The following is a 26442-nucleotide window of genomic DNA, read 5'->3' on the forward strand; positions in this document are numbered from 1 at the left end:
CCAACCAACGCCGACGCGTACGGTTGGCCTGCACACATCAAACGATCAACCCAGCGGCATGAGGGTACGACCATCCCCCTCAAAATCGAAGAACCGCCATACCCGCCCTGCCATGAGATGGCCTTCGCCGATGTCAGCTACAGCCCCGTACCACCGAACTAGTTAATTGAAGACGAGTCCAGGCCGTCCGCATGCTCGAGCACGGCATCGATGTCGATCTCGTGGCCGTAAAACAAAGCACGTGCTTTGAGGTCGCCCGCGGTATCTCTGATGATGTCAGCGTCGCACTCATCCATGAGATGTTCCAGCTCGGAAACGATGATTTGATGAGCCAGCGGACGGATCGCATCTTCAATGACAGTCGACTGCAGTTCGCCTGCAAACGTCTCGTACGCATCGAGATCGCGCAGAGTTCGAGCGTTGGCCACTGCCTGCGCGGCCAATCTCAGAGTCGTCTCCTCGAGGCCACGCACGGGAGGGAGGTGCGTGTACTGCACTGCGACCACGAGGCCGTCCGGGGTCAAGATCGGTTCAGACCTCGCGAGGATCTCCTCTATACGCTGTATCAGCCAACATGAGTCATCGTTCGATCCGTACAGGCCGATAAGGGCCGCCGATGTTGCCAAGATTCTGAGTCGCATCTCCGTTGAGCCCGCGTCCCCGAGCTCACGTTCGGTGCACAGCCGGGCGCGATAGGCGACCCCGACTCGCTGTCTGTTCAACGCGTCGGCGATCACGGGCCGATGAACCAGGGGTGAGACTGCACCGTCGGCTCTGAGATCACCTGAGGCGCGGGCCAACTCCCCGAGTTGTTCAAGAGTGGCCGCCCGGGTCACACGTTCACCAGCTAGATCACTGTCGTGATCGATCTTGCCCAAAAGGTACTCGCGACAGCCGGGGTGAGCGAACACCAGCGTACGTGCGGTAGGCGTACCCCCCACCGTCACCCACGTCGGTTGAAGTGACCTCCAGGCCTGGCCCCAGGCGACGGCCGGCCCATCGTCTCCGACAAGTTTGCGCAGGCGTTCGACAAGCACAGGGCGCGGCTTTAACGTCACCATGGTCAAGAGGATTTCCGTCGCCGCGAGACCAAGCACTGCGAAGCTGGCGAACCATACGCTCTCCGGATATGAGAGAGCATCGAGGAGCGTTGTTAGGGCCATCTCTGCCGTGCAGTCAGCAGGGAGCTGATCACAGATCACCTCGATAAGATAAGGATTGTACGATGCGTGCCTGATGATGCTGACCAGACGCCGATCCAGGCTCACCTGCTTCAGGTCTTCATCGAGTAATCCGGCGAAGTGGAGGTGATTGATGATCACCTCCTTTCGAGTGGCCTCATCCCACTCTGAAAGCTCGATGGCAAAACGACCGGTGTCTTCGTTGACGAGACGTTGAAGGGAAGGACTGGGCACCAGGGATGCCTGTTGGAGAACCTCGGCGCGAGTGGTGATGATTAGGCGCTTGTTTCCATCCCTACGGCGGAGAATGTCCTTCATGAAGTTGTGCAAATCCGGCGCCTCCACCTTGGCGGAGGGCTTGAGTTCGGCTTCCCCGAGAAAGTCGTTGTAGACGAACAGCTGACGCGTGTCGTCTTTTCTCATCACCGCCCAAGCTTGCTCGATGTCGCTGAAGACATGCACGACCTCCCATTCGACTCGAGCCAACTGCAAGGCGATCATCTCCGCAAGGTAAGTCTTTCCGACGCCGGGCGCACCAGTGATGACGCACACCCCTAGACGCTCGAGCAAGTCAAAAACTCGCCCATACGAGGGGGTTTCCACCCAGAATCTGGCCCGATCCGCTACGGCTCTGAGAGAGGCTTCAGCACGGTGCCAGCAACCCGCATGAACGATCGAGTCCAGCACTCCGGTGGAGCCGAGCCAGAGCTTTGGATGTCGACGCTCGACGGCGCCGTGCCTTCCCAGGGCCTCGTTCAGCTTGTCGAGAGCCCAAACGTCACGCTGCGGGATCCCGAGGATGCGCATTACCTCGGCTTCAGTCTCAGACGACATCGGATGGGAAGTCACGAAAATATAACGATCCGCCGTTCTTCTGCCCTTCTTACCAGCCTCCTTCTTGGCGGACGCGATGAGCTTTGAGCGGTCCGATTTCGCATAGTGCTTGCACTGGCCGACAGTGCGATGCCCGTCTTCTCCCACTTGAAGAAGATCGACTCCTTGATCGCGCCCCTCGGGGTAACTGTGGAGATCGAGCCCGAGTTCTTCGTTCAGCAAGTCACACACGAAGCGTTCGAAATCGGCTGGCGAGAGCGTGTGGAAATCATACTCAGGCAAGATCCCCCCAGAATTCGAACACAATTGCGGATTTACGCCTTTGGTTCGGGTCGTCGATAATTGCGGAAGCAGAGCAAAGCTATTACGCGTCCTACGAAGGGGCCACCTTGAACATCGATCTCATGACCTACAGCCTGGTGTCCCACGGTAGAGACCATCAAGACGTCATGCTCCAGGAGATCGAGGGCAAGGTTATGAACTTTCTGCTGGAGCATATAGAGCACATCCAAAAACTAGCGGAACGCCCGGATTCGGCACCTCCTGGGAAATTCTCCGATCGCGAATCACAGGAGATCTTCCAAGCTCTACATGCTGGGACCAGCGACGACTTCCTCGTCTCCACCGAGATCCTCACGAAACGGCTGATCGGACGGATGAACGGGACGACCAAGCCCGGACTGCTGGTGAGTCTGCGGGCGCAGAGCGGCGCTGAACGCCTCGCAGCCGTCTTGAAGTTGGAGATCCTCGAGCCGACGGGGGCGACGCTGCAGAAGCTAGGCACCGGTGAGCTGCGTCTGTCGGCCGTCACCGACATGCTGGAGAAGCCGGGTGATCTGCAGAAGGGCGTTCTCGTCACCAGCTCACTCGCCGCCGATGAAGCGATCTGCATCGACAAGCTGTACCGGGTGTCCAGGTACTTCCCTGAGGCAATGGGAATCCGCATGTATCTACGTCCCAAGGACGCGGCCTTGACCTTCTATGAAGCGGTGCAACACTGCGGCCCACATATCCTGGAACCCGTGATCGTTGCACTGTCCAAGATCGCACCCGGTACGCCACAGCAAGTGATCTCGCAGCTGGCAGGTCACGTATCCGGCCTAGAGGCACATCTACAGGCGGAGCTCCTAGACCGATTGGAGCAGGCGCCTCGCCCGGTGACGTATATCGACACCACCAGGCCCATTACTCGCATCATCGAAGCTGACGACATCACCGTAAAAGGTCTGGCCGGGGCAATGCAGCAAGGGGTTGAGATCAGCGAAAAACCGGGCGGCGGCTGGCAGATCATCATCAACTGCACAGACCGGCCACGAGTGTCCCATCGCTAGTCAGCCCAACCTACTGGGCTGCCCTGGGGCGGGCTTTCGAACGTCGAGGTAAGCGCCACATCGACCAGACAGATCGGCACTGCCGTCCCCATCCCGCTAGCGCAGCAGCTTGACAAGCACATGGCCGAACGGCGCCACGCGGCCTGACGATCTAGCAGGTCGAACCTGCACGCGTAGGACCTCGAACTTCTCTAACGTAGACATCGTGAGCTTTCCACGGCCTGTACAAGCATCCAGCCCAGGCGTCCGTAAGAGCATGCAGTCGAACAAGCCTCGGGACACCAAACCGGAATTGGCCCTGCGCAAGGCCGTGCACGCGCTGAGGCTCCGCTACCGTGTGTCGGTCCGACCGGTGCCAGCTGTGCGACGCACTGCTGACATGGTTTTCACCAGAGTCAAGGTCGCGGTGTTCCTCGACGGCTGCTTCTGGCATGGTTGCCCCGAGCATCACACCAAGTCGGTCACCAATGCCGAATACTGGGCGGAGAAGGTCAGGCGAAATCGGGAACGTGACGCCGAGACGGACAGCATGCTCGCTAGAGCAGGTTGGCTTGTGATACGAGTCTGGGAGCACGAGGACCCTCTGCAGGCCGCCACAAAGATCGCAGAGGAAGTTGCCGCTCGAAGATCTTAAACGATCGCATTGGAACCTGTCTTCGATCGCCGTCAATGGCCGGCGATCACGATCTTGAACGCGACAATGGCCAGGCTGAAGATGAGACTGGCGATTCCAACTACAACACCTCTGGAAGAGCCGATCTTGACCGCGGCCGTCACCGCCCAGGTGACCTGGCTCGCCACCGCGACACACAGCGCAGCCCAAGCCGCGACCGCGGTGGACATGCCCAGCCCAGAGGCCATGGCCGCGGCGATCGACGGCGGAAACGACACCTGCGCCAGCGGCCATTCGTATCTGGGGTTCGTGGGTGCAAGCCGATGAGGGTGCCGCGCACGAGGTGATCATCAAGGAGGCGGGCTCGCCTCATGGGATCATGGGGCGGTGATATCGAAGCTGTGGAAGGACAGATTGGTGGTCACCGCCGTCATGCTGACGGTTTTCGCTGTCCTTGGCCTGGCGGTACTCCTGTGCGTGTTCATCGTCTTCAGCATGGATTTCGTGTGATCAAGGACATGTCGCCGGCGTATGCCTGCCGCGTCCGCCCGAAGAGGATGTCCTTGGTCGTCGCGACCGTGCGACTCCTGCGTGGAGTCGGTTAGGACACCACTTGGCGCCCGCGCTGCCACACGGCGGAGATGAGCGGGACGCCGGGTCGATAGGCCAGGTGGACATGGGAGGGAGCGTCCAGCAGCATCAGGTCGGCGCGTGCGCCCACGACTATCCGGCCCACGTCGTCGCGCCGCAGCGCCCGTGCACCTCCCAGCGTCGCCGCCCCCACCGCCTCGTCGGGAGTCATGCCCATCTCCCGAACCGCCAGGGCGACACAGAACGGCATGCTGGTGGTGAAGCTGGAGCCGGGGTTGCAGTCGGTCGACAGTGCCACCGTCACGCCAGCGTCCAGGAGGCGGCGGGCGTCCGGGTAAGGGGCCCTGGTGGAGAACTCCGCCCCCGGCAGCAGCGTCGCGACCGTCACCCCGGATGCCAAGGCGTCCACGTCCGCGTCAGTGAGGTGAGTGCAGTGATCGGCGGAGGCCGCGCCCAGTTGGACGGCGAGTTGGACGCCTGGTCCATGGGTGAGCTGGTTGGCATGGATCCTGGGTACGAGGCCGCGCTTGATGCCGCTCTCCAGTACGGCCCGCGCCTGGTCGCCGTCGAACGCCCCTCGCTCGCAGAAGACGTCCACCCATCGAGCGTGGGGAGCGCAGGCGTCCAGCATCGCCCCGGTCACCAGCTCCACGTACGCGTCGGGGTCTTGTTCGGCCGGTACGACGTGCGCGCCGAGGTAGGTCACCTCGTCTGTGTGCTCCCCGGCGATGCGCAGCAGGCGTGCCTCGTCCTCGACGGTGAGGCCGTAGCCTGATTTGCACTCGATGACCGTTGTGCCCTGCCGCAGCGCCTCGCCCACCAGGCGGGCCACCCCGGCCGACAGCTCCTCGTCACTCGCCGCGCGGGTGGCCGCCACCGTCGTACGAATCCCGCCCGCGGTGTAGGGCAGGCCGCGCATCCGCGCGTCGAACTCGGCCGTACGGTCCCCCGCGAAGACCAGGTGGGCATGGGAGTCGACGAAACCGGGGAGCAGAGCCCGGCCGTCGGCGTCGTACATCCGATCCGCCGCCGGAGCCCGCGAAGCCGGCCCCACCCAAGCGATCTCCTCGCCGGAGACGACGACAGCAGCGTCCGTGATGAGCCCGAGCGGACCCTCGCCCAGCTGGGGGTCGTTGGTGACCAGCGTGGAGATCCCGGTGATCAGGAGGCTTCCCACCGTGCCGCCAACCGCGTGCGAGCCTTCCTCAGCCGCGCGAGAGGCCGCCGCAGCGCGCCCACTCATGCCGCCAACCTCGTGCGGGCATTCCGCAACCGCGCCAGTCATGCCGCCACCCGCGCGAGCGCCTGCCGAAGCGCGCCCGCGACGTCGGGAACGAGCTGGTGGACGCCACGCCGTACGATTACTCGGCCGCCGGTGACGACGTCGCTGACGTCGGCGGAGGTGGCAGCGAAGACGGCGGTCTCGGCACCGTGAAGCAGGCCCGCGGTCCGGACCGAGTCGAGGGAGATCGTAACGAGGTCGGCGAGCGCCCCCGCCTCCAGCCTGCCCGCCTCCGGCCAGCCCAGAGACACGTGACCGTCGGCAGTGGCGGCCCGCAGGAGCGCGTCCGCCGTCCAATGACCGCGACGACGCGTACGCAACCGCTCGTTCAGCTCCATTGCCCGAGCCTCCTCGAACAGGTCGATGACGGCCTGGCTGTCGCTGCCGAGCGACAGCGGCGAGCCCGCGGCCTGCACCTCGTGAGCGGGTCCGATGCCGTCGGCGAGATCGCGCTCGGTCGTGGGGCACATGCACACCGTGGTCGCGGAGCCGCCGAGCAGCGCGATGTCCTCCGAGGTCAGGTGTGTGGCGTGCACGGCGGTGGTACGCGGCCCGAGCAGCCCATGGTCGGCGAGCAGGCGCGTAGGCGTGACGCCGTACGCCGCCAGGCAGCCCTCGTTCTCGGCAGGCTGCTCCGACACGTGCGCGTGGATCGGGGCGTTCCGCTGCGCCGCCCAGACGCCGACCACCCCGAGCTGGTCGGCGGGAACGGCTCGGACCGAGTGGACGGCCGCGCCGACGCGGGCGTGATCGCGCTCCTTCAACCCGCTGACCCTCTCGGCCCACGCTTCCCCTGAACGGTCGCTGAATCTGAGCTGGGTCTCGTCCGGTGGCGCGCCAAAGCCTGACGAGAGGTAACAGGTGTCGAGCAGTGTGATCCGGATGCCGGCCTGGGCGGCCGCCTCGATGAGCGCCTCTCCCATCGCGTTCGGGTCGTCGTAGGTGACGCCTCCGGGAGCGTGGTGAAGGTAGTGGAACTCGCCGACGCAGGTGATCCCCGCGAGGGCCATCTCGGCGTAGACCGCCCGTGCCAGCTCCAGGTACTCGTCGGGGGTGAGGCGCGCCGCGACCCGGTACATGGTCTCGCGCCAGGTCCAGAAGGTGCCACCGCCGAGCTGCGTGGCCCCGCGCAACGCCCGATGGAAGGCGTGCGAATGGGCATTGGCCAGCCCGGGGATGACCAGGCCGTCCAGGACGACGGCGTCGCCGGTAGGAGCGCTGCCCGCTTGAAGGGCGACGATACGGCCCCCCGAGACGTCGATCAGGACACCAGACTCCAACGCGCCGGACTCCAACCCACCGGACTCCGACGCGCTGGGCTCCGACGCGCCGGTCCACGCGTACCTCGCCCAGAATCGCCCGTTCACAGCAGATCCTCCAGGACGGCGACCAAGGCGGCCACCCCGGCGAGGCAGTCGGCCTCCTCAGCGAATTCCTCCGGCGAGTGCGAGACGCCGGTCGGGTTCCGTACGAAGAGCATGGCCGTGGGGATGGCCGAGGCGAGAATGCCCGCGTCATGCCCCGCCCCGGTCGGCAGAACCGGAACCCCGCCGAGCCGAGCGGCCAGCCGGTCCCGGAGCGGCCCGTCGAATTCGACCACCGGGGTGAACGACTCGCGAGTAACCTCCGCCCCCGACTCGTGAATGATCTCTTTCACCAGCGTGTCGAGAGTGGCGGAGTCAGCGGCACGCGAGTCCAGCCAGGCGGTCACCCGGGAGGCGATGGCGTTGGTGCCGTTGGGCTCGACGGAGATCTTCCCGAAGGTGGCGAGCGCACCAGCCAACCTGGCCTGCTCACGGGCGTTCAGGACAGTGGCGGCGTAGGCCAGCATCGGGTCGCGGCGATCCTCCAGGCGGGTGGTGCCCGCGTGGTTGGCCTCTCCGTGGAAGTCGAACCGCCAGCGGCCGTGCGGCCAGATCGCCGACGCGACGCCGACCGGCGCGTCGCCCAGGTTTCTGCCCTGCTCAACGTGGAGTTCGACGTACGCGGAGATACGCGCAAGCCGCTCGTCATCGCGACCGATCCCTGCGGGGTCGTGCCCCGCGCGCTCCATCGCGTCGCCGAGCCAAACACCGTCCTGGTCCCTGAGAGACCGCGCCTGTCCCGGATCCAGGACCCCCGCCGTCAACCGGGACCCGACACAGGCCACGCCGAACCTGGCCCCCTCCTCGTCGACGAAGTTGACGATCGCAAGCGGGCGGCCACCAGCGGTGCCCCGGTCCCGGACCACGCCCGGGTCCCGGACCACGCCCGGATCCTGGAGCACGCCTCGATCCCGCAGCGCGTCCAGAGCCGCGAACGCCGACACGACACCCAGCGGCCCGTCGTAAGCTCCCCCATCAGGCACCGAGTCCAGATGGGAGCCAGTGACGATGGCATCCCCCGCCGAAGGATCGCCGCACCAGGCCCACTGGTTACCGTTCCGGTCGACCTCATAGGTCAACCCCCGCTTCAGCGCCTGCTCCCTGAACCAGGCCCGGCAGTCACTGTCGGCCGCAGTCCAGGCATGCCGGCGATATCCGCCGGTAGCGTCATACCGCCCAACGGGCAGGAGCTCACGCCACATCCCCCGAAAGCTGCCGTCATCGAAATCGATCACGCCGAGTCGCCCTCACGCATCGGAATCCGCACACCGCGCTCCTGAGCGACCTCAGTGGCCCGGTCGTACCCGGCGTCGACGTGCCGAATAACGCCCATGCCCGGATCATTGGTGAGCACCCGGCGAATCTTCTCCCCAGCGAGCACGGTCCCGTCGGCGACCGTGACCTGCCCGGCGTGAATGGACCGGCCGATGCCAACGCCCCCACCGTGGTGGATGGACACCCACGACGCGCCAGAAGCCACATTCACCATGGCGTTCAGCAGCGGCCAGTCGGCGATGGCGTCGGAGCCGTCGAGCATGGCCTCGGTCTCCCGGTACGGCGAGGCGACGCTGCCGCAGTCGAGGTGGTCACGGCCGATGGCCAGCGGGGCGGAGAGCTCGCCACGGGCGACCATGTCGTTGAACCGGTCGCCGGCCTTGTCCCGCTCGCCGTACCCGAGCCAGCAGATGCGCGCGGGCAGGCCCTGGAAGTGGACCCGCTCCCCTGCCAGCCGGATCCAGCGGGCCAGCGACTCGTTCTCCGGGAACAGGTCCAGAATCGCCTGGTCCGTCTTGGCGATGTCCTGGGCGTCGCCCGACAGCGCCGCCCAACGGAACGGCCCCTTGCCCTCGCTGAACAGCGGCCGGATGTAGGCGGGCACGAAGCCGGGGAAGTCGAAGGCCCGCGCATAGCCCGCCAACTGGGCCTCGCCTCGGATCGAGTTGCCGTAGTCGAACACCTCGGCCCCGGCGTCCTGGAAGCCGACCATCGCCTCCACGTGCCGGGCCATCGAGTGCCGGGCGCGCTCGGTGAACCCAACCGGGTCCTTGTCCGCCTCGGCGGCCATGTCCTCGAACGCCACACTAACCGGCAGGTACATCAGAGGGTCGTGCGCCGACGTCTGGTCCGTGACGATGTCGATCTCCGCGCCACGCGCGAGCAGCTCCGGTACGGCTTCCGCTGCGTTGGCGACGACCCCGATGGACAGCGGCCGACGCGCGTCCCGTGCCTCGTAGGCCAGCCGCAGCGCCTCGTCCAGCGACGAAGCCTTGACGTCGAGGTAGCGGTGTTCGATGCGCCGGTCCACGGAGCGCGGGTCGCAGTCGACGCAGATGGCCACCCCGCCGTTCATGGTGACGGCCAGCGGCTGGGCGCCGCCCATGCCGCCCAGCCCGGCGGTCAGGGTGATCGTCCCGGCCAGCGTGCCGCCGAACTTCTTGGCGGCCACGGCAGAGAAGGTCTCGTAGGTGCCCTGGAGGATCCCCTGGGTGCCGATGTAGATCCAGGAGCCGGCCGTCATCTGCCCGTACATGGTCAGGCCGAGCTGCTCCAGCCGCCGGAACTCCGGCCACGTGGCCCAGTCGCCGACCAGGTTGGAGTTGGCGATGAGGACCCGCGGCGCCCATTCGTGCGTGGCCATCACGCCCACCGGGCGGCCTGACTGCACAAGCAGCGTCTCGTCGGCCTTCAGCGTGCCGAGCGTGCGGACGATCGCGTCGTAGGAGCGCCAGTCACGGGCCGCCTTGCCGGTGCCGCCGTACACGACGAGCTTGTCGGGATGCTCGGCGACCTCGGGGTCGAGGTTGTTCATGAGCATCCGCAGGGCGGCTTCCTGCTGCCAGCCCTGGGTATGAAGCGTCGTGCCACGCGGAGCCCGAACCGGGCGCGGACCGCTGATCTGGTCCATGTTCCTGACCTCCCCCTCTGCGCATCTATTCATGCATCTATATCCAGAATGAATAGATTCAGTCAATAGCTAGTCCGTGAACAAGCCGCGCGAGGCCGCCGATTGCTCGAACGCCTCCAGGCGGGCCTGCGCGCCCGGGATCTCGTCGACCATGGTCTCCAGCAGGACCCGGCCGAGCATCATGGGCGCGCAGGCCGTGTCGAAGACCAGTTCCGTGCCGACCGGCACGGGCAGCAGCACGTCGGAGAGGTCGGCCGAGGGCACGAAGGCGTTGTCGGCGATGGTCACCACGCTCAGCCCTGCCTTCTTGGCCGCCGACAGGGCCTCCGTCAGCTCGGCGGGGTGGCGGGGCAGGGCGAAGCAGAGCAGGGCGCTCGCCCCGGCGTCGGCCGCCTGTTCGATGCGGTCGGCGAGCATGGAACCGCCCTCGTTGAGCAGGCGTACGTCGGAGTGGACCTTGGCGGCGAAGTAGGCCCAGCCCGCGGCCTGCGCCGCGGCCGCGCGCAGGCCGAGCACGAGCAGCGGCCGGGAGGGTGCCAGCAGCCGGGCGGCCTTGACGATGGCCGTCATGTCCGACAGCGAGTCGGCCAGATGCTGAAGGTTGGCGATCTCGGTGCGTACCGCCCGCTGGGTCTCGCTCAGGGGCGCGCCTTCGCCCGTCTCGCCCCGGCCCGCCGAGTCGGGCAGGCCGAGCTCGCGGATCTGCTTGCGCAGCGCGGGGTAGCCGTCGTACCCGAGGGTCATCGCGAACCGGGTCACCGACGGCTGGCTCACCCCCGCGAGCTCGGCGATCTCCACGCTGGACAGGAAGGCCGCCTGCCCGGCGTGCTGTACCAGGCAGTGCGCGATCCGCCGCTGGGCGGGGGTCAGCCGATGCCCCTCGAACAGCCGCAGCAAGCGGGCCTCCGGCGCGACATCGTCGGTGTTCATGACTCTCCAGGGGTCTACAGATCGGCAAGTGCGTCGAGAAGACCGGCAGCCGCCGAGACGTCCGCCGTGAGCGGCCGGTCCTCCATCGATAGGTCAAGATTGTCGTCCACCAGCGCGTGCGCGCGACCTACCGGCAAGGACCGGTCCCGCTTCACGCCGAGCTGACGCAGAGCGCGGACGGCGGCGACGAGCTCGCAGGCGAGCACCAGCCGGTACGTCTCGACGGCCCGCAGGACCTGGCGGGCGGCCTGCGAGGCGAAGCTCGTGGCCTCCTCCACGCTCCGTGACAGTACGGCATGCCCGGACGAGGCCGGTGCCGCCGCGTTCCGCAGCTCGGCGAGGGCGGCGTTCGCGCTGTATTCGAGGATGAGCACCCCGGATCCGGCCGACGCCCCACCGGCGAGGAACGGACGCAGCCCCGTGATGCCCGGCTCGTTCAGTGCCGCCAGCCGCGCCGCGGACAGCCGCGCCGTCGGCAGGAGCGCGAGAGACAGCTGGTCCAGCGCGAGCGCCACGTGAGCCGAGAAGAAACCCCCGTGATGGTACGAAGCCGGCCCGCCGTCCGGGCCTTCCGCGCTGATCAGGGGGTTCTCCGCGCCCGCGTTGAGCTCGATGGCCAGCACCCGCTCCAGCGCGTCGGAGGCTTCCAGGGCCGGCCCGTGGATCTGCGGAAAGCAGCGGAAAGCGTACGGGTCCTGGATGCGGCCAGTCGGCGGCGCGGGCCGATCCGGCGCGCCGACGAGCCGGCGGACCTCGGCGGCGACACGGATGTTGCCCGGATGCGGGCGCGCGGCGTGCACCGGCTCGGCGAAAGCCTCCAGCGAGCCGTCGACGGCCAGCAGGGAAAGCGCGGCCACCACATGGGCGGCTCTGAGCAGGCGGTCCAGGCTGTGGCGAGCCAGCGCCGCCTGTCCCAGGGTGAGGGCGTTGCTGCTGATCAGGGCCAGTGCGTCGCCGGTTTCAAGGCTGATCGGAGGTGGCGGGGTGGGGCCGCCGTGCCAGGGGTGCTCTCCGGCGAGGGCCAGTCCGAGCTGGGACAGCGCGGCCAGATCACCGGTGCCGACCGCGCCGTACTCGTTCACCGGCGGATGCACTCCGGCCTTGAGCGCCACGGCGAGCCCGCGGACCACCTCGGGACGGAGCCCGGCGTTCCCCACCAGGAGCTGGTTGAGCCGGACGATCATCATCGCCCGGACCTGCCTGGCCGGCAGCAGCGCCCCTATCCCGCCCGCGTGGCTGCGCAGCAAACGCAGGCCGTGCAGGTCGAAGTCGGCGGGGTCCACATCCAGGCTGCGGTTGGCGCCGACGCCAGTGCTGCGCCCATAGACGCGCCCGGTGGCGACGAGGTCGCCCGCCCTGCGCCACGACCGTTCGACCTTGTCGTAGGCGGACAGGGGCACCTCCACGCAGGCCACGCCGTCGGCGAGCAGCGCGACCGTCTCGCTGTCGAGACCATGTCCGTCGAGCTCGATCTGTGGGACGGCCACGCCTACGATTCGAGACGCCACGGCGTTCAACTCCCTTTCACCTGCACAAAACCGACTATTGACACATCTTCATTCGTGCATGAGTCTGCATGAATACATGCAGACCGGCAAGGGTGGTGTCCATGATCCGATTCGAGTCAGTCACAAAGAGGTTCGCCAACGGCACGACAGCCGTGGACGACCTCTCCGTGGAGTTCCTCGAAGGAGGCATCACGGTGCTCGTCGGATCCTCCGGTTGCGGCAAGACCACCACGCTCCGGATGATCAACCGGCTGGTCGATCCCACCTCTGGCACGGTCAGCCTGGGCGGGCGCGACGTACGGGAGCTGCCCGCGGCTCAGTTGCGGCGCGGCATCGGGTACGTCATCCAGCAGGCGGGCCTGTTCCCGCACCGTACGGTCCTGGACAACATCGCCACCGTGCCGACGCTGCTCGGCTGGGGCCGGCGCAAGGCCCGCGCCAGGGCCGCCGAGCTCCTTGAGGTCGTCGGTCTGGCCGCCGAGTCCGGCAAACGCTATCCCCACCAGCTCTCCGGCGGCCAGCAACAGCGCGTGGGCGTCGCCCGCGCGCTGGCCGCCGACCCGCCCGTCCTGCTCATGGACGAGCCGTTCGGGGCGGTCGACCCGGTGGTCCGTACCCTGCTCCAGGACGAGCTGATCCGGCTGCAGGCCGAACTACGTAAGACCATCGTCTTCGTCACCCACGACATCGACGAAGCCGTACGGCTCGGCGACCGCATCGCGATCTTCCGCACCGGCGGGCACATGGTCCAGTTCGCCCCACCCGCCGAACTGCTCGCCCGACCGGCCGACGACTTCGTCGCCGGATTCCTCGGGGCGGAACGCGGGCTGAAGCTGCTCTCTCTCATCTCGCTGGAGGATGTGCCGTACGAGCCGATCGCCGCGGTACGTACCACCGACACGGCCGCGCAGGCACGCGCGGAGGCGACGGGGCGCTGGCTGCTCGCGGTCTCCCCCGATGGCAAACCCGCGGGCTGGCTGGACGTCCACGCGCTCGACGGGTCCGATTCGATCGGGCAGGCGGCCCTCACCCCCGTGCGCGGCCTGACCGATTCCGACTCGCTGCTCTCGGCGCTCAACGAGACCGTCTCCTCTCCCACCGGGATGGCGGTACGGGTGGACGCGGCGGGCGTGCTGGTCGGGGCTTCCCGAGACGACGTCGTGCACGCCCATCAGCGGAGCCTCGCATGACCATCGAATGGGGCTGGCTCACCACGCACACCGACGACCTGCTGGCGCTCACGCTGGACCACCTGGCGACGGCGGTCCCCGCTGTGCTGCTCGGCCTGTTGATCGCGCTGCCGCTCGCCGTGGTCGCCCACCGGGTCCGTCCGCTCCGCGGGCTGCTGCTCGGCGTCTCCAACATCATGTTCACGGTGCCGTCGCTGGCGCTGTTCGTCCTGCTGCTGCCGATCACGGGCCTGACCAGGACGACCGCGATAGCCGGGCTGACCGTCTACACGTTGGTCGTCCTGCTCCGTAACACCGTCGAAGGGCTCGACAGCGTGCCCGCCAAGGTCCGGGAGGCCTCCCTGGCCATGGGCAGGGGCAGTCTGGGCACGCTGGTGAAAGTCGAGTTCCCGCTCGCCCTGCCGGTGATCATGGCCGGGGTCAGGGTGGCAAGCGTCATGACCATCTCCCTGGTCAGCGTGGCCAGCTACATCGGGTACGGCGGCATCGGCCAGCTGTTCACCGACGGCTTCCAGCGCAGCTTCCCCACCCCCGTACTCGCCGGAGTGGTCCTCACGCTGCTGCTCGCGCTGGCCGCCGACGCGGTGCTCGTCGTTGTGCAATGGCTCTGCACCCCCTGGATCCGCAAGGGAGCGCGCGCATGATGGATCTCCTCGCCCAGCTGACCGCCTGGCTGACCTCCGCCGGTCAGTGGGCCGGCCCGGAGGGCATCGCCCAGCGGCTGTTCGAGCACGTGGAGTACTCCCTGCTCTCCACTCTCGTCGCCGCGCTGATCGCCCTGCCCATCGGGTTGTTCATCGGCCACACCGGGCGCGGCGCGTTCCTCGCCATCAACCTCTCGGGCTTCGGCCGTGCCCTCCCGACCGTGGGCATCGTCACCCTGGTCTTCCTGGTCAGCGGCCTGAGCATGACCCCGGTGTACATCTCCCTGGTCGCGCTGGCCATCCCAGCGATCGTGACCAACACCTACGCGGGCATGGCCGCGGTCGAGGCGGACACCAAGGACGCCGCCCGCGGCATGGGGATGACCGGGCTTCAGTCCTTGTGGCGAGTGGAGGTTCCCCTCGCCGCCCCGCTGATCATGACAGGGCTGCGGCTGGCGACCGTACAGGTCATCGCGACCGCGACCATCGCGGCCTACGTCAGCTTCGGCGGTCTCGGCCGGTACATCTTCGACGGGCTCGCCCAGCGCGACCTCACCCAGGTCCTGGGCGGCGCCGTCCTCGTCGCGGCCCTCGCCGTGGCCGTGGACCTCATCCTCGCCGGAATCCACCGCGTTCTCTTCCGCCACCGCCTTACTTGATGGAGCTTTCTTCATGAATCGCAGGAATTTGGTCGCGGGCGCGCTCGCGCTCGCCGTACTCCCCGTGCTCGCCGCCTGCGGCGGAGGCACGACCAGCCTGAACACGCCGCCTGCCACCGCCGCGTCTGGCGGCTCCACGATCGTGATCGGTACGGCCAACTTCTCCGAGAACCAGATCCTCGGCTACCTGTACGCCGACGTCCTCGAAGCCGCGGGCGTGAAGACGACGGTCAAGCCCAACCTCGGCTCGCGGGAGATCGTCGTGCCCGCGCTGCAGAACGGCGACATCGACCTGCTGCCCGAATACCAGGGCAACCTCCTGCTGCACTTCGACCCCAAGGCCACCGCGAGCGACTCCGACGCCCTGCAGCAGGCGCTCACCGCCAAGCTGCCGAAGGGCCTGACGGTCCTGCCACCCGCGGCCGCCGAGGACGCGGACGTCTTCACCGTCACCAAGGAGACCGCGGCCAAGTACGGCCTCAGCACCCTCGCCGACCTGGCCAAGCACAACGGCAAGCTGGTCTTCGGCGGCCCCCCGGAGGACAAGACCCGCCAGGTCGGCGTGGTCGGGCTCAAGGACGTCTACGGCGTGGAGTTCAAGGAGTTCAAGTCCCTCGACGCCAGCGGACCGCTGGTCAAGGGAGCCCTGAAGAGCGGCGACGTCCAACTGGGGAACCTCTTCAGCACCGACGTGGACATCGCGAAGAACGGCTGGGTCGTCCTGGCCGACCCGAAGCACCTCATCCCGGCCCAGCGCATCGTCCCGCTGATCCGCACCGACAAGGCCACCGACACGGTCAAAACCGCTCTGGCCAAACTGAACACCGCGCTGACCACCGAGGAGCTGAGCAAGCTCGATTCGCTCGTGGACAACGACCACAAGGACCCGGACGAGGTCGCCACCGAGTGGGTCAAGACCCACGGCCTGTCGAGCTGACCCCTCCCGCGGCTCGCGCTACCGCGTGGCGCGAGCCGTCCAAGACGGCGAGATTGACCCGACCGGGGAGCGTAGAAGGTCATACCTTCTTGACGACGATCGAGTCCGGGACCAGCTTCTCCAGGTCGTCGACGTCCGAGGTGAAGACGGTGACCTGCCCCTTCTGCTGTCGTGCGATGACGGCGAGCACCGCGTCGATCGCGTACTTGTGGCCGTGCAGCTTGGCATCGTTTAGGAGCCGACGGGCCTGGCGGGCCTCGTCCTTGCCGACGTCGGCGACGTTGAGCCGGGAGAGCACCCAGTCCCAGCGTTGCTCGGTGATCCTGCCGTCGTACGCCTCGACCACCGTCATCGGAGACGTCACCACCTCCGCCTGACCCCGAGCCGCGAGGTCGAGCCAGGCGAGCATCCTCCTGTCGCCACGCACGGCCAGGGACAAGGCCTGGCAGTCGAGCACGAAGATCCGCAGCGGCTGCTGCCCCTGCTCACCGCTTCGTTTCCTCACGCAGCCTCTCCTGCGTCGCGCTTTTCGCCGGCGCGGCGGCGCTCATGCTCGGCGTCGAGATCTTCAAGCTCCTCGAGTGCTGCCGCACCTTCCTCTTCGGTGACCGGGCCGTATTCTTCCCCCAGCCAGTTCACCAGTTCCAGCAACCGGTCCCGGTCACGCTTGAAGCGCAACGCCTCGGCGACGTACGCGGACAGGCCCCGCTCTGCCGCCTCCGCGCGGATCTCGTCGATGAGTTCCTCGGGGATCGTCACCGTTATCTTCTTGGTCGCCATACAAGAGACCATACTCCAGGTATTGCCCTCCTTACCATGGCCTCAATGGCCGGCGACCACGGTCTTGAGCGCGACGATGGCCAGGCCGAGGGCGAGGTTGGCGATTCCGGAGATGACGACGACTCTTCTGGAAGAGCCGATCTTGACCGCGGCCGTCACCGCCCAGGTGACCTGGCTCGCCACCGCGACGCACAGCGCCGCCCAAGCCGCGACCGCGTTGGACATGCCCAGCCCCGAGGCCATGGCCGCGGCGATCGACGGCGGGAAGGAGGCCTGCGCCAGCGGCCATTCGCGCCTGGCGACCGAGCGCAGGTTCGCCCAGGTGAGGGGTCTGGCGGGGTATCCGGAGCTCACGACCTGGACGTAGACATGGGTGATCCAGAACACCACCCCCGTACACACCAGGAGCGTCACGAGCTCCGGCGGTGACGGCGGGCCGCCCTCCGCGGCCGAACCGGCGACCACGGAAGCCGCCAGCAGCGAGCCGTACACGGCACCCCCGAACTCCGCCCGCTCCGCCGCCGCACTCGCCTCACGCCCGTTCATGGCAGCAGTGTCCTTGGACGCCCGTCCGATCAGCCGAACGACGGGCCCGGGATGTACAGACTTGGCGCGGGGCTGCCCAGGATCTCTCAAGTAGGAGATCAGGCGGGAGCGGACGGAATCCTTCTCCGAATTATTTCCGACGTGGAGAAGCAGCGGATTGGTAGGGGTGCGCGTTCATAGACCATGGAAAGCGAAATCTTGCGGCTGGGGGAGCCGGCATCGAAGGTGCCCGCCCCGCCGGCCGCACCCCCTGATGCTGAGCTGGTCGCCTTCTATCGCCAGCATCGGCTCGGTCTTGTACGGCTCGCGGTGCTGCTTCTCGGCGATCAGGAGACGGCCGAAGACGTGGTGCAGGACGTGTTCGCTCGGCTTCATGGCAGGTGGCGGCCGGGAGTCACGACGATCGCTTATGTCAGGACGTGCGTGCTCAATGGCTCCCGGTCGATCCTTCGCCGCCGGGCGCTCGCGCTGCGACGGGTCGAGCCGCTCGCGGGCCTGGCCGACTCGGCGGAGACCGCCGCGCTGATCGGGGAGTCGCGGCGGGAGGTGCTGCTCGCGCTGGCCCGCCTGCCGCGCCGCCAGCGAGAGGCCCTGGTGCTGCGCTTCTACCTCGACCTGTCCGACGCCGAGATCGCCGAGGCCATGCGCGTCAGGCAGAGCACCGTCAGGTCCATGACCGCCCGAGCCCGGGCCAGGCTTCTTCACGAGTTGGGAGACAACGCATGAGCAGCATTGAAGAGCGACTCCGCGACGCCATGGCGGCTCGCGCGGAGATCGTCCGCGACGACCAACGTCCATTCCCCGCCCCGCGACCCAGCCGCGGCTCCAGGAAGGACATGATCAGAGTCGCCGCCGTCACTCTGACCGTCGCAGTGACAGCCTTCGGAGCAGTAGGGCTCACCGCCCCTTCGCTGGAACCGCAGGAAAGCATCGTCGCCATGTCACAGAGCAGCTCGGTGCCACCTGGAAGGCCCGAGGTCTCGGTCTTCCTTTGCGGTGCGAGTTGCGCGAGCGGCGAAATCACCACGACAGAACGGAAGAATCTCCAACTGGCGCTGGAGGCCCGGCCGGAGGTGGAAAGCGTCGGCTTTGAGGACCAACAGCAGGCTTGGGACAGCTTCCGTCGGGAGTACAAGGACAGCCCCCTACTCCTGAAGACGACAACCCTCACCGACATGCCCGAGTCCTTCCGCGCCCGGATCAGGGCAGGTGCCGACCCTTCGGCCGTGGCCAAGGCCGCGAGTGAACTGCCCGGCGTGTCCATGAGCGTCGACCAGGCATGCAACCTCGACAATGCCTCTTTCTGGGGGTACGTCAAGAAGCGCCTGGGAGGAGCTAAGCGGTGCTCCTTCTCCGGCAAGGGGCGGTAACTCGCATCAACGGAAAATCCAGCGCGATCTATAACGAGAATGTCTGGCAATTGTCTGAACCCGGGCCGATAGGCGCCACGTACATCGTGACAATCGACATCCGGAGACAGCGATGAACATTCGCCATTCAGCTCCCGTTCTTGCCGCTTTGGTCCTTTCTGGTGTCGCCGCCTGCGGGAGCGGATCCGCTCAGCAATCCCCGTGGGCAGTCGGCGGACGAGCGGCACGTACGACTCCAGCCCAGCAAGGAGTGGTCACCCCGGCGGAGGCCAAGGGCATTCTCGGCCGGTACGAGAAGCTGGCCGACCAGGCCGTACTTCAGGGGAAAGGGTGGGAGGCGGCGGGGGGCGGGCTCTTCCTGCAGCAGACCAAGGCCGACGAGCGCGTGAACACGATGATCGGCAACCACAGCACCAATCCGATGGAGATACGCAAGACGCGGTTCACCATTCCCAGGAGCGGCGCCAATCCGCCGTGGTTCCTGGCCGAATACACGCAGAAAGGGAGCAAGTCCTGGACGCAGGTTATCTTCCAGAAGACGGCCCAAGGATGGCGCGTGGTCGCGTCCTCCTTCACGGACTCGACGATGAAGGTGCCGGCCATAGCCAAGGACCGCGACGGACTCGCCACCGCGCTACCAGCGGACGAGCGCGGAACTCTCGCGGTCTCGCCTCGGCAGGCGGCCCAGTCGCATGTACGTCTGATCGCCACCGCGGGCGCCGACCCGCGTGCCCGGCAGACGATCGCTCCGGGCAGGTTCACCACCGAGACCGCCAATTTCGTGCTGGCTGAGCGGAAAGGGCTGGGCGGCCAGTGGAATGTGCGCTACCAGCCGAAACTCGTGCCGGAGATCTTCGCGCTCAAGACCTCTGCCGGTGGAGCCCTCATCTGGTATGGGTACCTGCAGGGAGACAGCTTCATCGCCCGGTCCGGAAGCACGTATACGGCTAGCTTCAATGATCGCGGAACCGCCGCTCTGAGCCACGGCAAGACCTTCAAGAAGCGGCTCAAGCGCAATAGCGTGAGCAGCTATCTCGCCGTCATACCACCGTCTCGTGGCAAGGCTCGCGTCATCAATGAATGGTTTTCACTGCTCAGCATCACGGGCTCCTGACGTTAGGCAGCCCTTATGGCGGTGCCAAAGTCGTCGACAACCTGCGATCAGGCGGCTCGTACCTCGATAATGGTCACGATCATGTTGTCGGAACCGCCGATGGGATGAGCTTCTCTTGGACCTGATGGAGCGAGCGGGGACGCTCAAGGGGCAACTGGTCAGCTTCGCCCTGTCGGCCCGCTTCCGGCGGCAGCTGGACACGGTGTTCGACCAGACCTTTCCCGGCGGCGTGGTCGTCGAGGAGGCGGGCGCGTCGTTGGTCATCGACCACTTCATCCTCCAGCACCGGCTCCAAGATGGTGACTCGGTGGTCGACAAATTCGTCCTGGCCCATCCCGAGCTGAGCGCCGAGGAACGCGACATGCTTCTCGGCTGGAAGGACGTCGTCGAGGGCATCTTCGAGGTGCGGGGGAAGAGTGGGGACAGCATTTCCCTGTTCAACCTGGTGGACGAGCTGACCTATCGCACTCGGTCCAACCTGGGCAAGGCCGCCTTTCGATCGCTGAAGAAAGGCATGTTCTTGATCGGCCGGGTGGTTCCCCTCGGAGACGATTGGCTGGTCAGCGGCAATCTCGCCGCCTTCCCCGCGAGTGAACGGGCCGCCTTGCTCACCCAGGCCGCAGAGCTGTCGCTGCGTAGCCCCGAGCTGGTTTTCCGCAACCCGGAGAAGCTCGCCACCGCCCGGCGCATGCTCGCTGACCAACGAGAGCTCTTCATCGAGCTGTACGGCGACGAACTCATCGTCGTCCCCTGCGACGTGCTGACCGAGCGGGTGAACGCGTTCTGGAACGCCGTCGCAGAAAGGGCAGCTGTCACAGAAAGGGCCAAGGTCGACTTCGATTTCCCCGAAGAGATGGACTACGCCGAGACCGTGGCGATCCACTTCGACCCGGACACGGGACTCAGCTTCTACTTCGACTTCGGCCTGCTTCAGGACCTGTTCGACAACCCGGCCCTGATCGCCCGCCGACGCTACCGCGAGACCATGACCAGCTACTTGCGCGATGACACCGTCTCCCCCGCGGCCATCAGAATCCTCGCCGAACGTGACACCGAAAAAGCCGGCGTCGTCTTCCAGAAGTTGCTCAAGAAGCGGGGATTCTCCTGGGCGGAGCATGGAGAAGCCCTCCTGCGCAAGCACAAGGCCCGCTACTTCGAGACTCCGCAGCTGCCTACCAACATCCCGGTCAGCGAGACGATGGCCGAGCACCTGCGAAACACACGACAAGGTCAGCGTGAATGAACCTGCGCATGAGCCTCTTCGAGAGAACGTCCCGCCAGTAGCGCGGTGACCCCGGCGGTGAAGTTGGCGCACTCGAAGATGTTCTCGTGCGGGCAGGCCAACCCATGGGCGATGGCGGTGCGGGCCACCTGAGCCTGGGCGATCCGTTGGTCCAGCTCGGCGAGCTTGCGTTCGTACAGCTCCCGCCAACCGTCGCCGTCCGGCGAGCGAGCCGCGACGAACGCCTTGACCTCCCGCAACGTGAAACCGACGCCTCGCAGCAACAACACCACACCGACCAGCTCGACCGCCGACGGCGGATAACGCCGTTGGCCGGAGACCCGGGCCGGTGCCGGTAGCAGGCCGAGGTCCTCCCAGTAGCGCAGGGCGGAGGTGGCCACGCCGGTGCGGTGAGCCAGCTCGCCGATCGTCAACTGCTCGTCCATGTTGGCCTCAAGAGTCCATGTTGACTTCAAGCGTACTTGAAGCCGTTGACTGGCGATCATGCAGACAGCAGGGACATCTCTCAAGCAACGCGTGATCAAATACTTGGTGGGCCAGGCCCATCGCCCCCGGGGCATCGTCGGGTGGGCGAACGGCTGGATGTTCGCCCATCGCCCCTCCAACCGGCAGCGCAACCTCTGGGCGGTGTCATTGCTGGAGGTGCGGCCGACCGACCGGGTGCTCGAGATCGGCTTCGGTCCCGGCGTCGCCATCGCCGAGTCCGCCGCCCGCGCCACCCAGGGCCATGTCTTCGGCGTCGACCACTCGCAGGCCATGGTCCGGCGGGCCACCCGCCACAACGCCGCCGCCGTCCGCGCCCGCCGCGTGCACCTCTCGTGCGCCTCCGTGGAGCGGTTGCCGAGCTTCGGCGATCCGCTCGATGCCATCCTCGCCGTCAACTCCCTGGGGTTCTGGCCCGACCCGGTGGCGCGGCTCCGCGAGCTGCGCGGCCTGCTCCGCCCCGGAGGACGCATCGCGCTCGTCAGCCAGCCCCGCTGCCCCGGTGCCACCCGGGACACCACGGTCCGGGCCGCTCAAGAGCTCCAGGATCTGCTCACCCAGGCCGGCTTCACCCAGCTCCGGGTCGAGACCCTTGATCTCGACCCGCCCGTCGCCTGCGTACTTGCCGACAATCCATGACCTCAGCGGGCGCGGAGGTACGCGTCCAGGTCGGCGGCGCCCTTGAGCATGGCGCGGCCCCGGGCGGACAGGCGGGCCTGCCAGTCGCGCAGGGTCGACTCCAGCGGGGCGACGCCTCCGGCGGAGCGTACTTGAGCGATCAGCGGGGCGATCTGCTCCAGCAGGTAGCCGCCCCGTCTGAGCTGGTGGGCCAGCCGGACATCCCGTACGTCGGCCGCGCTGTAGATCCGGTAGCCCGTCTGCGGATCGCGACGCGGCTGAACAAGCCCGGCGTTCTCCCATTTGCGCAGAGTGGCAGGGCGGATGCCGAGCCTGCCCGCCAGGGGGCCGATGAAGGTGTCGCCGCGCTCCTGCGGCACCGGCGCCAGATCGCGGAGCGCGGCTTCGACGGCCTGGAGGGTGCGGCGGTCGTCGAGGAGCTGGCCGTGGCTCTCGTCGATGAGCCGCAGCGCGTCCTCGGTGGCACCCCGGTTGACCGCCTGCATGATCGACGTGGCCGTGTGGTGACCGTGGCCCGGCACAAGGGCGAGGAACGCGCGCAGGGCTTGCGCGTGCAGCGGCGTATAGGTGCGGTAGCCGTGGGCGGTGCGTTCGGCGGCGGGCAGGATGCCGGCGTCCTCGTAGTTTCTGATCGCCTGGGTGGACAGGCCGTGCTCGCGCGCCAGATCCACTGGCCTCATGGATGCATCACCGATTGAGAGTCCATCGCGGTGGAAGAGGATATTTGCGCGGCAAAGTTTACACCGAAAGTTCAACGATACCGTTTAAGGAATGGATATCAAGGACACCGCCCGTCCGCTCGACGGCGCGAGCATCTCGGCGTTTCTCCAGTCACTGCCCGCCAAGCCCCTGCTGCTCGGTCTGGGTGAGGCCCGGCACTTCGTGCAGGAGTTGGGGGAGGCGCGCAACGAGATCTTCCGGCATCTGGTCGAGCACGAGGGTTACCGGTCGTTCGCCATCGAGAGCGACTGCCTCATGGGCCTTGTGGTGAACGACTACATCACGACGGGCACGGGCACACTCGACGACGTCATGGAACGCGGCTTCAGCCACAACTTCGGCACCTCCCCGGCCAACCGCGAACTCGTCCGCTGGATGCGTACGTACAACGAGGACCACCACCAAAAGCTCAGGTTCTTCGGCTTCGACGGCCCGCTGGAGTATTGGGCGGCGAGCCCGCGCCAGGCGCTCACCGGCCTCTACGACCTCCTCGACGGCCCGCTCCCCGGCGCCGTAGTGACCAGGGAAGCCCTCGACACGCTGCTCGGGCCGGACGACCGGTGGTCGAACGAGGCCACGGCCATGGATCCGTCCGTGTCGATCGGCCAGTCCGCCGACGCCCAGCGGTTGCGGCTGATCGCCGACGACCTGGTGGCGCTGCTCGACACGCAGCTGCCGGGGCTGAGCGTGGAGGACAGGGAACTGGCGGCACTGTACGGGCGTACCGCCGTCGGCCTGCTCCGCTTCCACTACTGGATGGCCGACGCGTCCCCGGCGCGGTGGACCCGGCTGTCGGCCCTGCGGGACGCGATGATGGCCGACAACCTGCGGGCCATCGCCGAGCACGGCCCGGCCCTGGTCTTCTCCGCCAACCTCCACCTGCAGCGGCACAAGAGCTTCATGTCGTTCGGCGACCAGACGCTGGAGTGGTGGAGCGCGGGGGCGATCATCGGGACGCAGCTGGGCGACCAGTACGCCTTCCTGGCCTCGGCCTTCGGCACGGTCGGCGAGGACACCCCGCCTTCGGACACCGTCGAGGGCATCCTGTCCACGCTCCCCTGGGACCACTCGCTCATCGACGCCCGCCAGTTGGCCGAAACCGTCACGAAGCCTGCCCAGCGCGTCTCCCAAGATTTCGCCTATTTCCCGCTGGACCCGGCCCAGCTCGACCTGATCGACGGCGTCGTCTTCCTCAAGCAGGCCGTCAGACTGTCAGGTTGGCCCGACAGTCGATGAGCCGGCGGCGGTGGCGAGGCGGGTGGAGAGGGCGCGGACGCGGTCGACGAGTTCGGGCGGCGCGTGCACCTCGAAGTCGATGTCCATCAGCGCGACCCAGACGGCGAGTTCGTCAAGGTGGTTCGCCCCGCTGGACAGCATGCAAGAGCGCTCGTCGATCGGCTCGATCGTCCCCGTCGTGGCCGGCATGTGCCCGGCGACGACCTCGGCCGGCGCGTACATCTTGAATCGGCCCTGGTACCGATAGGGCGCGCTGGAGATCGACCGGGACATGTAGGCCGCCACGTCGGAGTCGGGCGGGTCGCGGGGGACGTACCGCGGCCCGTTCGGCGTCCTCAGGCTCAGGCGGTCGATCCGGTAGGTACGCCAGTCGCCCCGGTCGGTGTCCCAGCCCAGCAGGTACCAGTGCCGCCCCGAATGGACGAGCCGACAGGGCTCGGCGGCGCGGACGCTCTCCTGCCCGTCGTGCGTCCGGTAGTCGAACCGCAGGGTCTCGTGGTCACGGCAGGCGGCGGCGATCGCGGTCAGGGCCGCCGGGTCCACCACCGAACCCGCCCGCCCCATCGGCACGGTCATCGACTGCAGCGCGTGCACCTGATGCCGGAGCCGGGACGGCAGCACCCGTTCCAGCTTGGCCAGCGCGCGCACAGAGGTCTCCTCGATCCCCGACACCGAGCCCCCGGCCGCCGTCCGCAGCCCCACCGCGACCGCCACCGCCTCCTCGTCGTCCAACAGCAGCGGCGGCAGGTCCGTACCCGCGCCGAGCCGGTAACCGGGCGCGCCCGGGATGGCGTGCACGGGATAGCCGAGCTCGCGCAGCCGCCCGATGTCACGGCGGACGGTACGCACGGTCACGCCGAGCCGCTCGGCCAGCTCCACGCCCGAACGCTCGCTATGGGTCTGCAGGAGCGAGAGCAGTCTGAGCAACCGGGCCGATGTCTCCAACATGCTCTCCAGATTGCCGCACTCCTAGGACCGCTCTTGACCTAGCTCGTTCCTAACGTGTTCTGTATGACGTTCACCACGGAGATCAGTCCGTTCCGCATCGATATCCCGCAGTCCGCGCTCGACGACCTGCACGACCGGCTGGCGCGCACCCTCTGGCCCGACGAGCTGCCCGGCGTCGGCTGGTCGTACGGCATCCCGGTCTCGTACGTACAGCGGCTGGCCGAGTACTGGCGCACCGGATACGACTGGCGCGAGCACGAGGCGGCGCTCAACGAGTACCCCCAGTTCACCACCGAGATCGACGGTCAGAATGTCCACTTCCTGCATGTGCGCTCCCCTGAGCCGGACGCGCTGCCGCTGGTCCTCACCCACGGCTGGCCCGGCTCGATCGTCGAGTTCATGAAGATCATCGGCCCGCTCACCGACCCGCGCGGCCACGGCGGCGACCCCGCCGACGCCTTCCACATCGTCGCCCCGTCCATCCCCGGCTTCGCCTTCTCCGGCCCCACCCGCGAGACCGGCTGGGACCTGAGCCGGGTCGCCCGCGCGTGGGCCGAGCTGATGAGCCGCCTCGGTTACGAGCGCTACGGCGCCCAGGGCGGCGACAGCGGCTCGGTCATCTCCCCCGAACTCGGCCGCTTCGCCCCCGACCGGGTGGCCGGCGTACACGTCAACGGCGCACTCGGCTTCCCGACCTTCGACCCGGCCGAGATGGAGGGCCTCACGGAGGCCGAACTGGCCCGCGTGCAGCAGTACTCCGACAACGACCGTTCCGGCTACGCGATCATCCAGGCCACCCGGCCGCAGACCGTCGCCTTCGGCCTGCACGACTCCCCCGCCGCCCAGCTGGCCTGGATCGTGGAGAAGTTCAAGGAGTGGACCGACCCCGCGCACGACCTGCCCGAGGACGCGGTCGACCTGGACCAGATGCTCACCGACGTGACGATCTACTGGCTGACCCGCACCGCCGCCTCGTCCGCCCGGCTCTACAAGGAGGGCTCGGCACAGTGGGGAACCCCGGTCGAACGCTCGGAGGTCCCGCACGGGGTCGCGGTCTTCCCCGGCGACGGCGGAATCCGGCGGATCGCCGAGCGCGAGCACAACGTGATCCACTGGTCGGAGTACGACCGGGGCGGCCACTTCGCCGCCATGGAGGCCCCTGACCTGCTGGTCGACGACGTGCGGGCATTCTTCCGGAAGGTCCGCTGAGCCCGGGCCCTGTGGGAGTCGCGGCCTGCCGGGGCAGGAAGGCCGCAGAACATCCGCGGACCGCGGCTCTCAATCTCCGTTGAGCAGCGATCCTGCGTACGCGCGGCCCGCGAAACAGGGAAAACTCAGCCCGCGAAACACGGAAAACCGGGCTCTGCGCTGTCTATTTGCAGGTGGGGGCGGTA

General features: G+C 67.4%; 27 protein-coding genes. 13 read left to right on the plus strand and 14 right to left on the minus strand.

Annotated features, from left to right (window positions below; translation table 11 throughout):
- Positions 1-158: 158 nt before the first annotated feature.
- A complete protein-coding gene (locus tag AB0B61_RS23975; RefSeq protein WP_358435622.1) occupies positions 159-2297 on the minus strand; it encodes a restriction endonuclease in 2139 nt (712 codons plus the stop codon).
- Positions 2298-2404: 107 nt separating this feature from the next.
- Between AB0B61_RS23975 and AB0B61_RS23980 the strand changes: the two genes are divergently transcribed.
- Both AB0B61_RS23980 and AB0B61_RS23985 read left to right on the plus strand, forming a co-directional pair.
- Positions 2405-3346, plus strand: a complete 942-nt coding sequence (locus AB0B61_RS23980) for a hypothetical protein (protein WP_358435625.1) — start codon at positions 2405-2407, stop codon at positions 3344-3346.
- A gap of 256 nt (positions 3347-3602) precedes the next feature.
- Positions 3603-3980, plus strand: coding sequence for a very short patch repair endonuclease (locus tag AB0B61_RS23985; RefSeq protein ID WP_358435627.1), 378 nt, complete (start codon positions 3603-3605; stop codon positions 3978-3980).
- Positions 3981-4012: 32 nt separating this feature from the next.
- Here AB0B61_RS23985 and AB0B61_RS23990 read toward each other — a convergent pair whose 3' ends face one another.
- From AB0B61_RS23990 to AB0B61_RS24020, 7 genes are all read right to left on the minus strand, one after another.
- A complete protein-coding gene (locus AB0B61_RS23990) occupies positions 4013-4207 on the minus strand; it encodes a hypothetical protein (RefSeq protein WP_358435630.1) in 195 nt (64 codons plus the stop codon).
- Positions 4208-4560: 353 nt separating this feature from the next.
- Positions 4561-5793: an imidazolonepropionase gene (gene hutI, locus AB0B61_RS23995; protein WP_358435633.1), complete on the minus strand. Its 1233-nt coding sequence runs from the start codon at positions 5791-5793 to the stop codon at positions 4561-4563.
- A gap of 38 nt (positions 5794-5831) precedes the next feature.
- The gene (locus AB0B61_RS24000; RefSeq protein ID WP_358436344.1) at positions 5832-7097 is read right to left on the minus strand and encodes a formimidoylglutamate deiminase; all 1266 of its coding nucleotides are present in this window, start codon (positions 7095-7097) and stop codon (positions 5832-5834) included.
- A gap of 98 nt (positions 7098-7195) precedes the next feature.
- Positions 7196-8398, minus strand: coding sequence for an allantoate amidohydrolase (locus tag AB0B61_RS24005; protein ID WP_358436347.1), 1203 nt, complete (start codon positions 8396-8398; stop codon positions 7196-7198).
- A 29-nt stretch (positions 8399-8427) separates the two neighbouring features.
- Positions 8428-10101 carry a urocanate hydratase gene (gene hutU, locus AB0B61_RS24010; RefSeq protein ID WP_358435636.1) on the minus strand — a complete coding sequence of 558 codons (1674 nt, stop codon included), beginning with the start codon at positions 10099-10101 and terminating at the stop codon, positions 8428-8430.
- 69 nt (positions 10102-10170) lie between these two features.
- The gene (locus AB0B61_RS24015; RefSeq protein WP_358435639.1) at positions 10171-11031 is read right to left on the minus strand and encodes a MurR/RpiR family transcriptional regulator; all 861 of its coding nucleotides are present in this window, start codon (positions 11029-11031) and stop codon (positions 10171-10173) included.
- Positions 11032-11045: 14 nt separating this feature from the next.
- A complete protein-coding gene (locus AB0B61_RS24020) occupies positions 11046-12539 on the minus strand; it encodes an aromatic amino acid ammonia-lyase (protein WP_358435641.1) in 1494 nt (497 codons plus the stop codon).
- A 101-nt stretch (positions 12540-12640) separates the two neighbouring features.
- On the opposite strand from AB0B61_RS24020, the gene AB0B61_RS24025 reads away from it, so the two are divergent.
- The 4 genes from AB0B61_RS24025 to AB0B61_RS24040 are packed head-to-tail and all read left to right on the plus strand — an operon-like array spanning position 12641 to position 15969.
- A complete protein-coding gene (locus AB0B61_RS24025) occupies positions 12641-13729 on the plus strand; it encodes an ATP-binding cassette domain-containing protein (RefSeq protein ID WP_358435644.1) in 1089 nt (362 codons plus the stop codon).
- Complete coding sequence (locus AB0B61_RS24030) at positions 13726-14373, plus strand: ABC transporter permease (protein WP_358435647.1); 648 nt, start codon at positions 13726-13728, stop codon at positions 14371-14373. Before AB0B61_RS24025 ends, AB0B61_RS24030 begins: the two co-directional genes overlap by 4 nt.
- Entirely contained in the window at positions 14370-15032 is a 663-nt protein-coding gene (locus AB0B61_RS24035; protein WP_358435650.1) for an ABC transporter permease, read from the plus strand. Before AB0B61_RS24030 ends, AB0B61_RS24035 begins: the two co-directional genes overlap by 4 nt.
- A gap of 13 nt (positions 15033-15045) precedes the next feature.
- Complete coding sequence (locus tag AB0B61_RS24040) at positions 15046-15969, plus strand: ABC transporter substrate-binding protein (RefSeq protein WP_358435653.1); 924 nt, start codon at positions 15046-15048, stop codon at positions 15967-15969.
- Between the two features lie 79 nt (positions 15970-16048).
- Here AB0B61_RS24040 and AB0B61_RS24045 read toward each other — a convergent pair whose 3' ends face one another.
- From AB0B61_RS24045 to AB0B61_RS24055, 3 genes are read right to left on the minus strand one after another with little or no spacing between them, the layout of a single operon-like run.
- Positions 16049-16474: a PIN domain-containing protein gene (locus tag AB0B61_RS24045; RefSeq protein ID WP_358435656.1), complete on the minus strand. Its 426-nt coding sequence runs from the start codon at positions 16472-16474 to the stop codon at positions 16049-16051.
- A complete protein-coding gene (locus AB0B61_RS24050) occupies positions 16471-16749 on the minus strand; it encodes a CopG family transcriptional regulator (protein WP_358435658.1) in 279 nt (92 codons plus the stop codon). Before AB0B61_RS24050 ends, AB0B61_RS24045 begins: the two co-directional genes overlap by 4 nt.
- A 42-nt stretch (positions 16750-16791) precedes the next feature.
- Positions 16792-17295, minus strand: a complete 504-nt coding sequence (locus AB0B61_RS24055) for a hypothetical protein (protein ID WP_358435661.1) — start codon at positions 17293-17295, stop codon at positions 16792-16794.
- Positions 17296-17478: 183 nt separating this feature from the next.
- Between AB0B61_RS24055 and AB0B61_RS24060 the strand changes: the two genes are divergently transcribed.
- The 4 genes from AB0B61_RS24060 (at position 17479) to AB0B61_RS24075 (ending at position 21022) form a co-directional block, all read left to right on the plus strand.
- Positions 17479-18021 carry a sigma-70 family RNA polymerase sigma factor gene (locus AB0B61_RS24060; RefSeq protein WP_358435664.1) on the plus strand — a complete coding sequence of 181 codons (543 nt, stop codon included), beginning with the start codon at positions 17479-17481 and terminating at the stop codon, positions 18019-18021.
- A 110-nt stretch (positions 18022-18131) separates the two neighbouring features.
- Positions 18132-18665 carry a permease-like cell division protein FtsX gene (locus tag AB0B61_RS24065; protein ID WP_358435667.1) on the plus strand — a complete coding sequence of 178 codons (534 nt, stop codon included), beginning with the start codon at positions 18132-18134 and terminating at the stop codon, positions 18663-18665.
- 250 nt (positions 18666-18915) lie between these two features.
- Positions 18916-19779, plus strand: a complete 864-nt coding sequence (locus tag AB0B61_RS24070) for a hypothetical protein (RefSeq protein ID WP_358435670.1) — start codon at positions 18916-18918, stop codon at positions 19777-19779.
- A 115-nt stretch (positions 19780-19894) separates the two neighbouring features.
- Entirely contained in the window at positions 19895-21022 is a 1128-nt protein-coding gene (locus AB0B61_RS24075) for a hypothetical protein (RefSeq protein ID WP_358435672.1), read from the plus strand.
- Here AB0B61_RS24075 and AB0B61_RS24080 read toward each other — a convergent pair.
- On the minus strand, positions 21010-21447 hold the full coding sequence (locus AB0B61_RS24080; protein WP_358435675.1) for a MerR family transcriptional regulator: 438 nt from the start codon (positions 21445-21447) through the stop codon (positions 21010-21012). The genes AB0B61_RS24075 and AB0B61_RS24080 overlap by 13 nt on opposite strands.
- A gap of 91 nt (positions 21448-21538) precedes the next feature.
- Between AB0B61_RS24080 and AB0B61_RS24085 the strand changes: the two genes are divergently transcribed.
- Positions 21539-22144, plus strand: coding sequence for a class I SAM-dependent methyltransferase (locus AB0B61_RS24085; protein ID WP_358435678.1), 606 nt, complete (start codon positions 21539-21541; stop codon positions 22142-22144).
- A 2-nt stretch (positions 22145-22146) separates the two neighbouring features.
- Here the strand turns inward: AB0B61_RS24085 and AB0B61_RS24090 are convergent, their stop codons facing one another.
- A complete protein-coding gene (locus AB0B61_RS24090; RefSeq protein ID WP_358435681.1) occupies positions 22147-22824 on the minus strand; it encodes a TioE family transcriptional regulator in 678 nt (225 codons plus the stop codon).
- Positions 22825-22915: 91 nt separating this feature from the next.
- On the opposite strand from AB0B61_RS24090, the gene AB0B61_RS24095 reads away from it, so the two are divergent.
- The gene (locus AB0B61_RS24095; protein ID WP_358435684.1) at positions 22916-24100 is read left to right on the plus strand and encodes an erythromycin esterase family protein; all 1185 of its coding nucleotides are present in this window, start codon (positions 22916-22918) and stop codon (positions 24098-24100) included.
- On the opposite strand, the gene AB0B61_RS24100 is transcribed toward AB0B61_RS24095, so the two are convergent.
- On the minus strand, positions 24077-25048 hold the full coding sequence (locus tag AB0B61_RS24100; RefSeq protein ID WP_358435687.1) for a WYL domain-containing protein: 972 nt from the start codon (positions 25046-25048) through the stop codon (positions 24077-24079). The genes AB0B61_RS24095 and AB0B61_RS24100 overlap by 24 nt on opposite strands.
- 63 nt (positions 25049-25111) lie before the next feature.
- Between AB0B61_RS24100 and AB0B61_RS24105 the strand changes: the two genes are divergently transcribed.
- On the plus strand, positions 25112-26257 hold the full coding sequence (locus tag AB0B61_RS24105) for an epoxide hydrolase family protein (protein ID WP_358435690.1): 1146 nt from the start codon (positions 25112-25114) through the stop codon (positions 26255-26257).
- Positions 26258-26442 lie beyond the last annotated feature (185 nt).

Origin of the sequence: Nonomuraea sp. NPDC049158 (assembly GCF_040648335.1) — a bacterium.
Lineage (GTDB): Bacteria > Actinomycetota > Actinomycetes > Streptosporangiales > Streptosporangiaceae > Nonomuraea.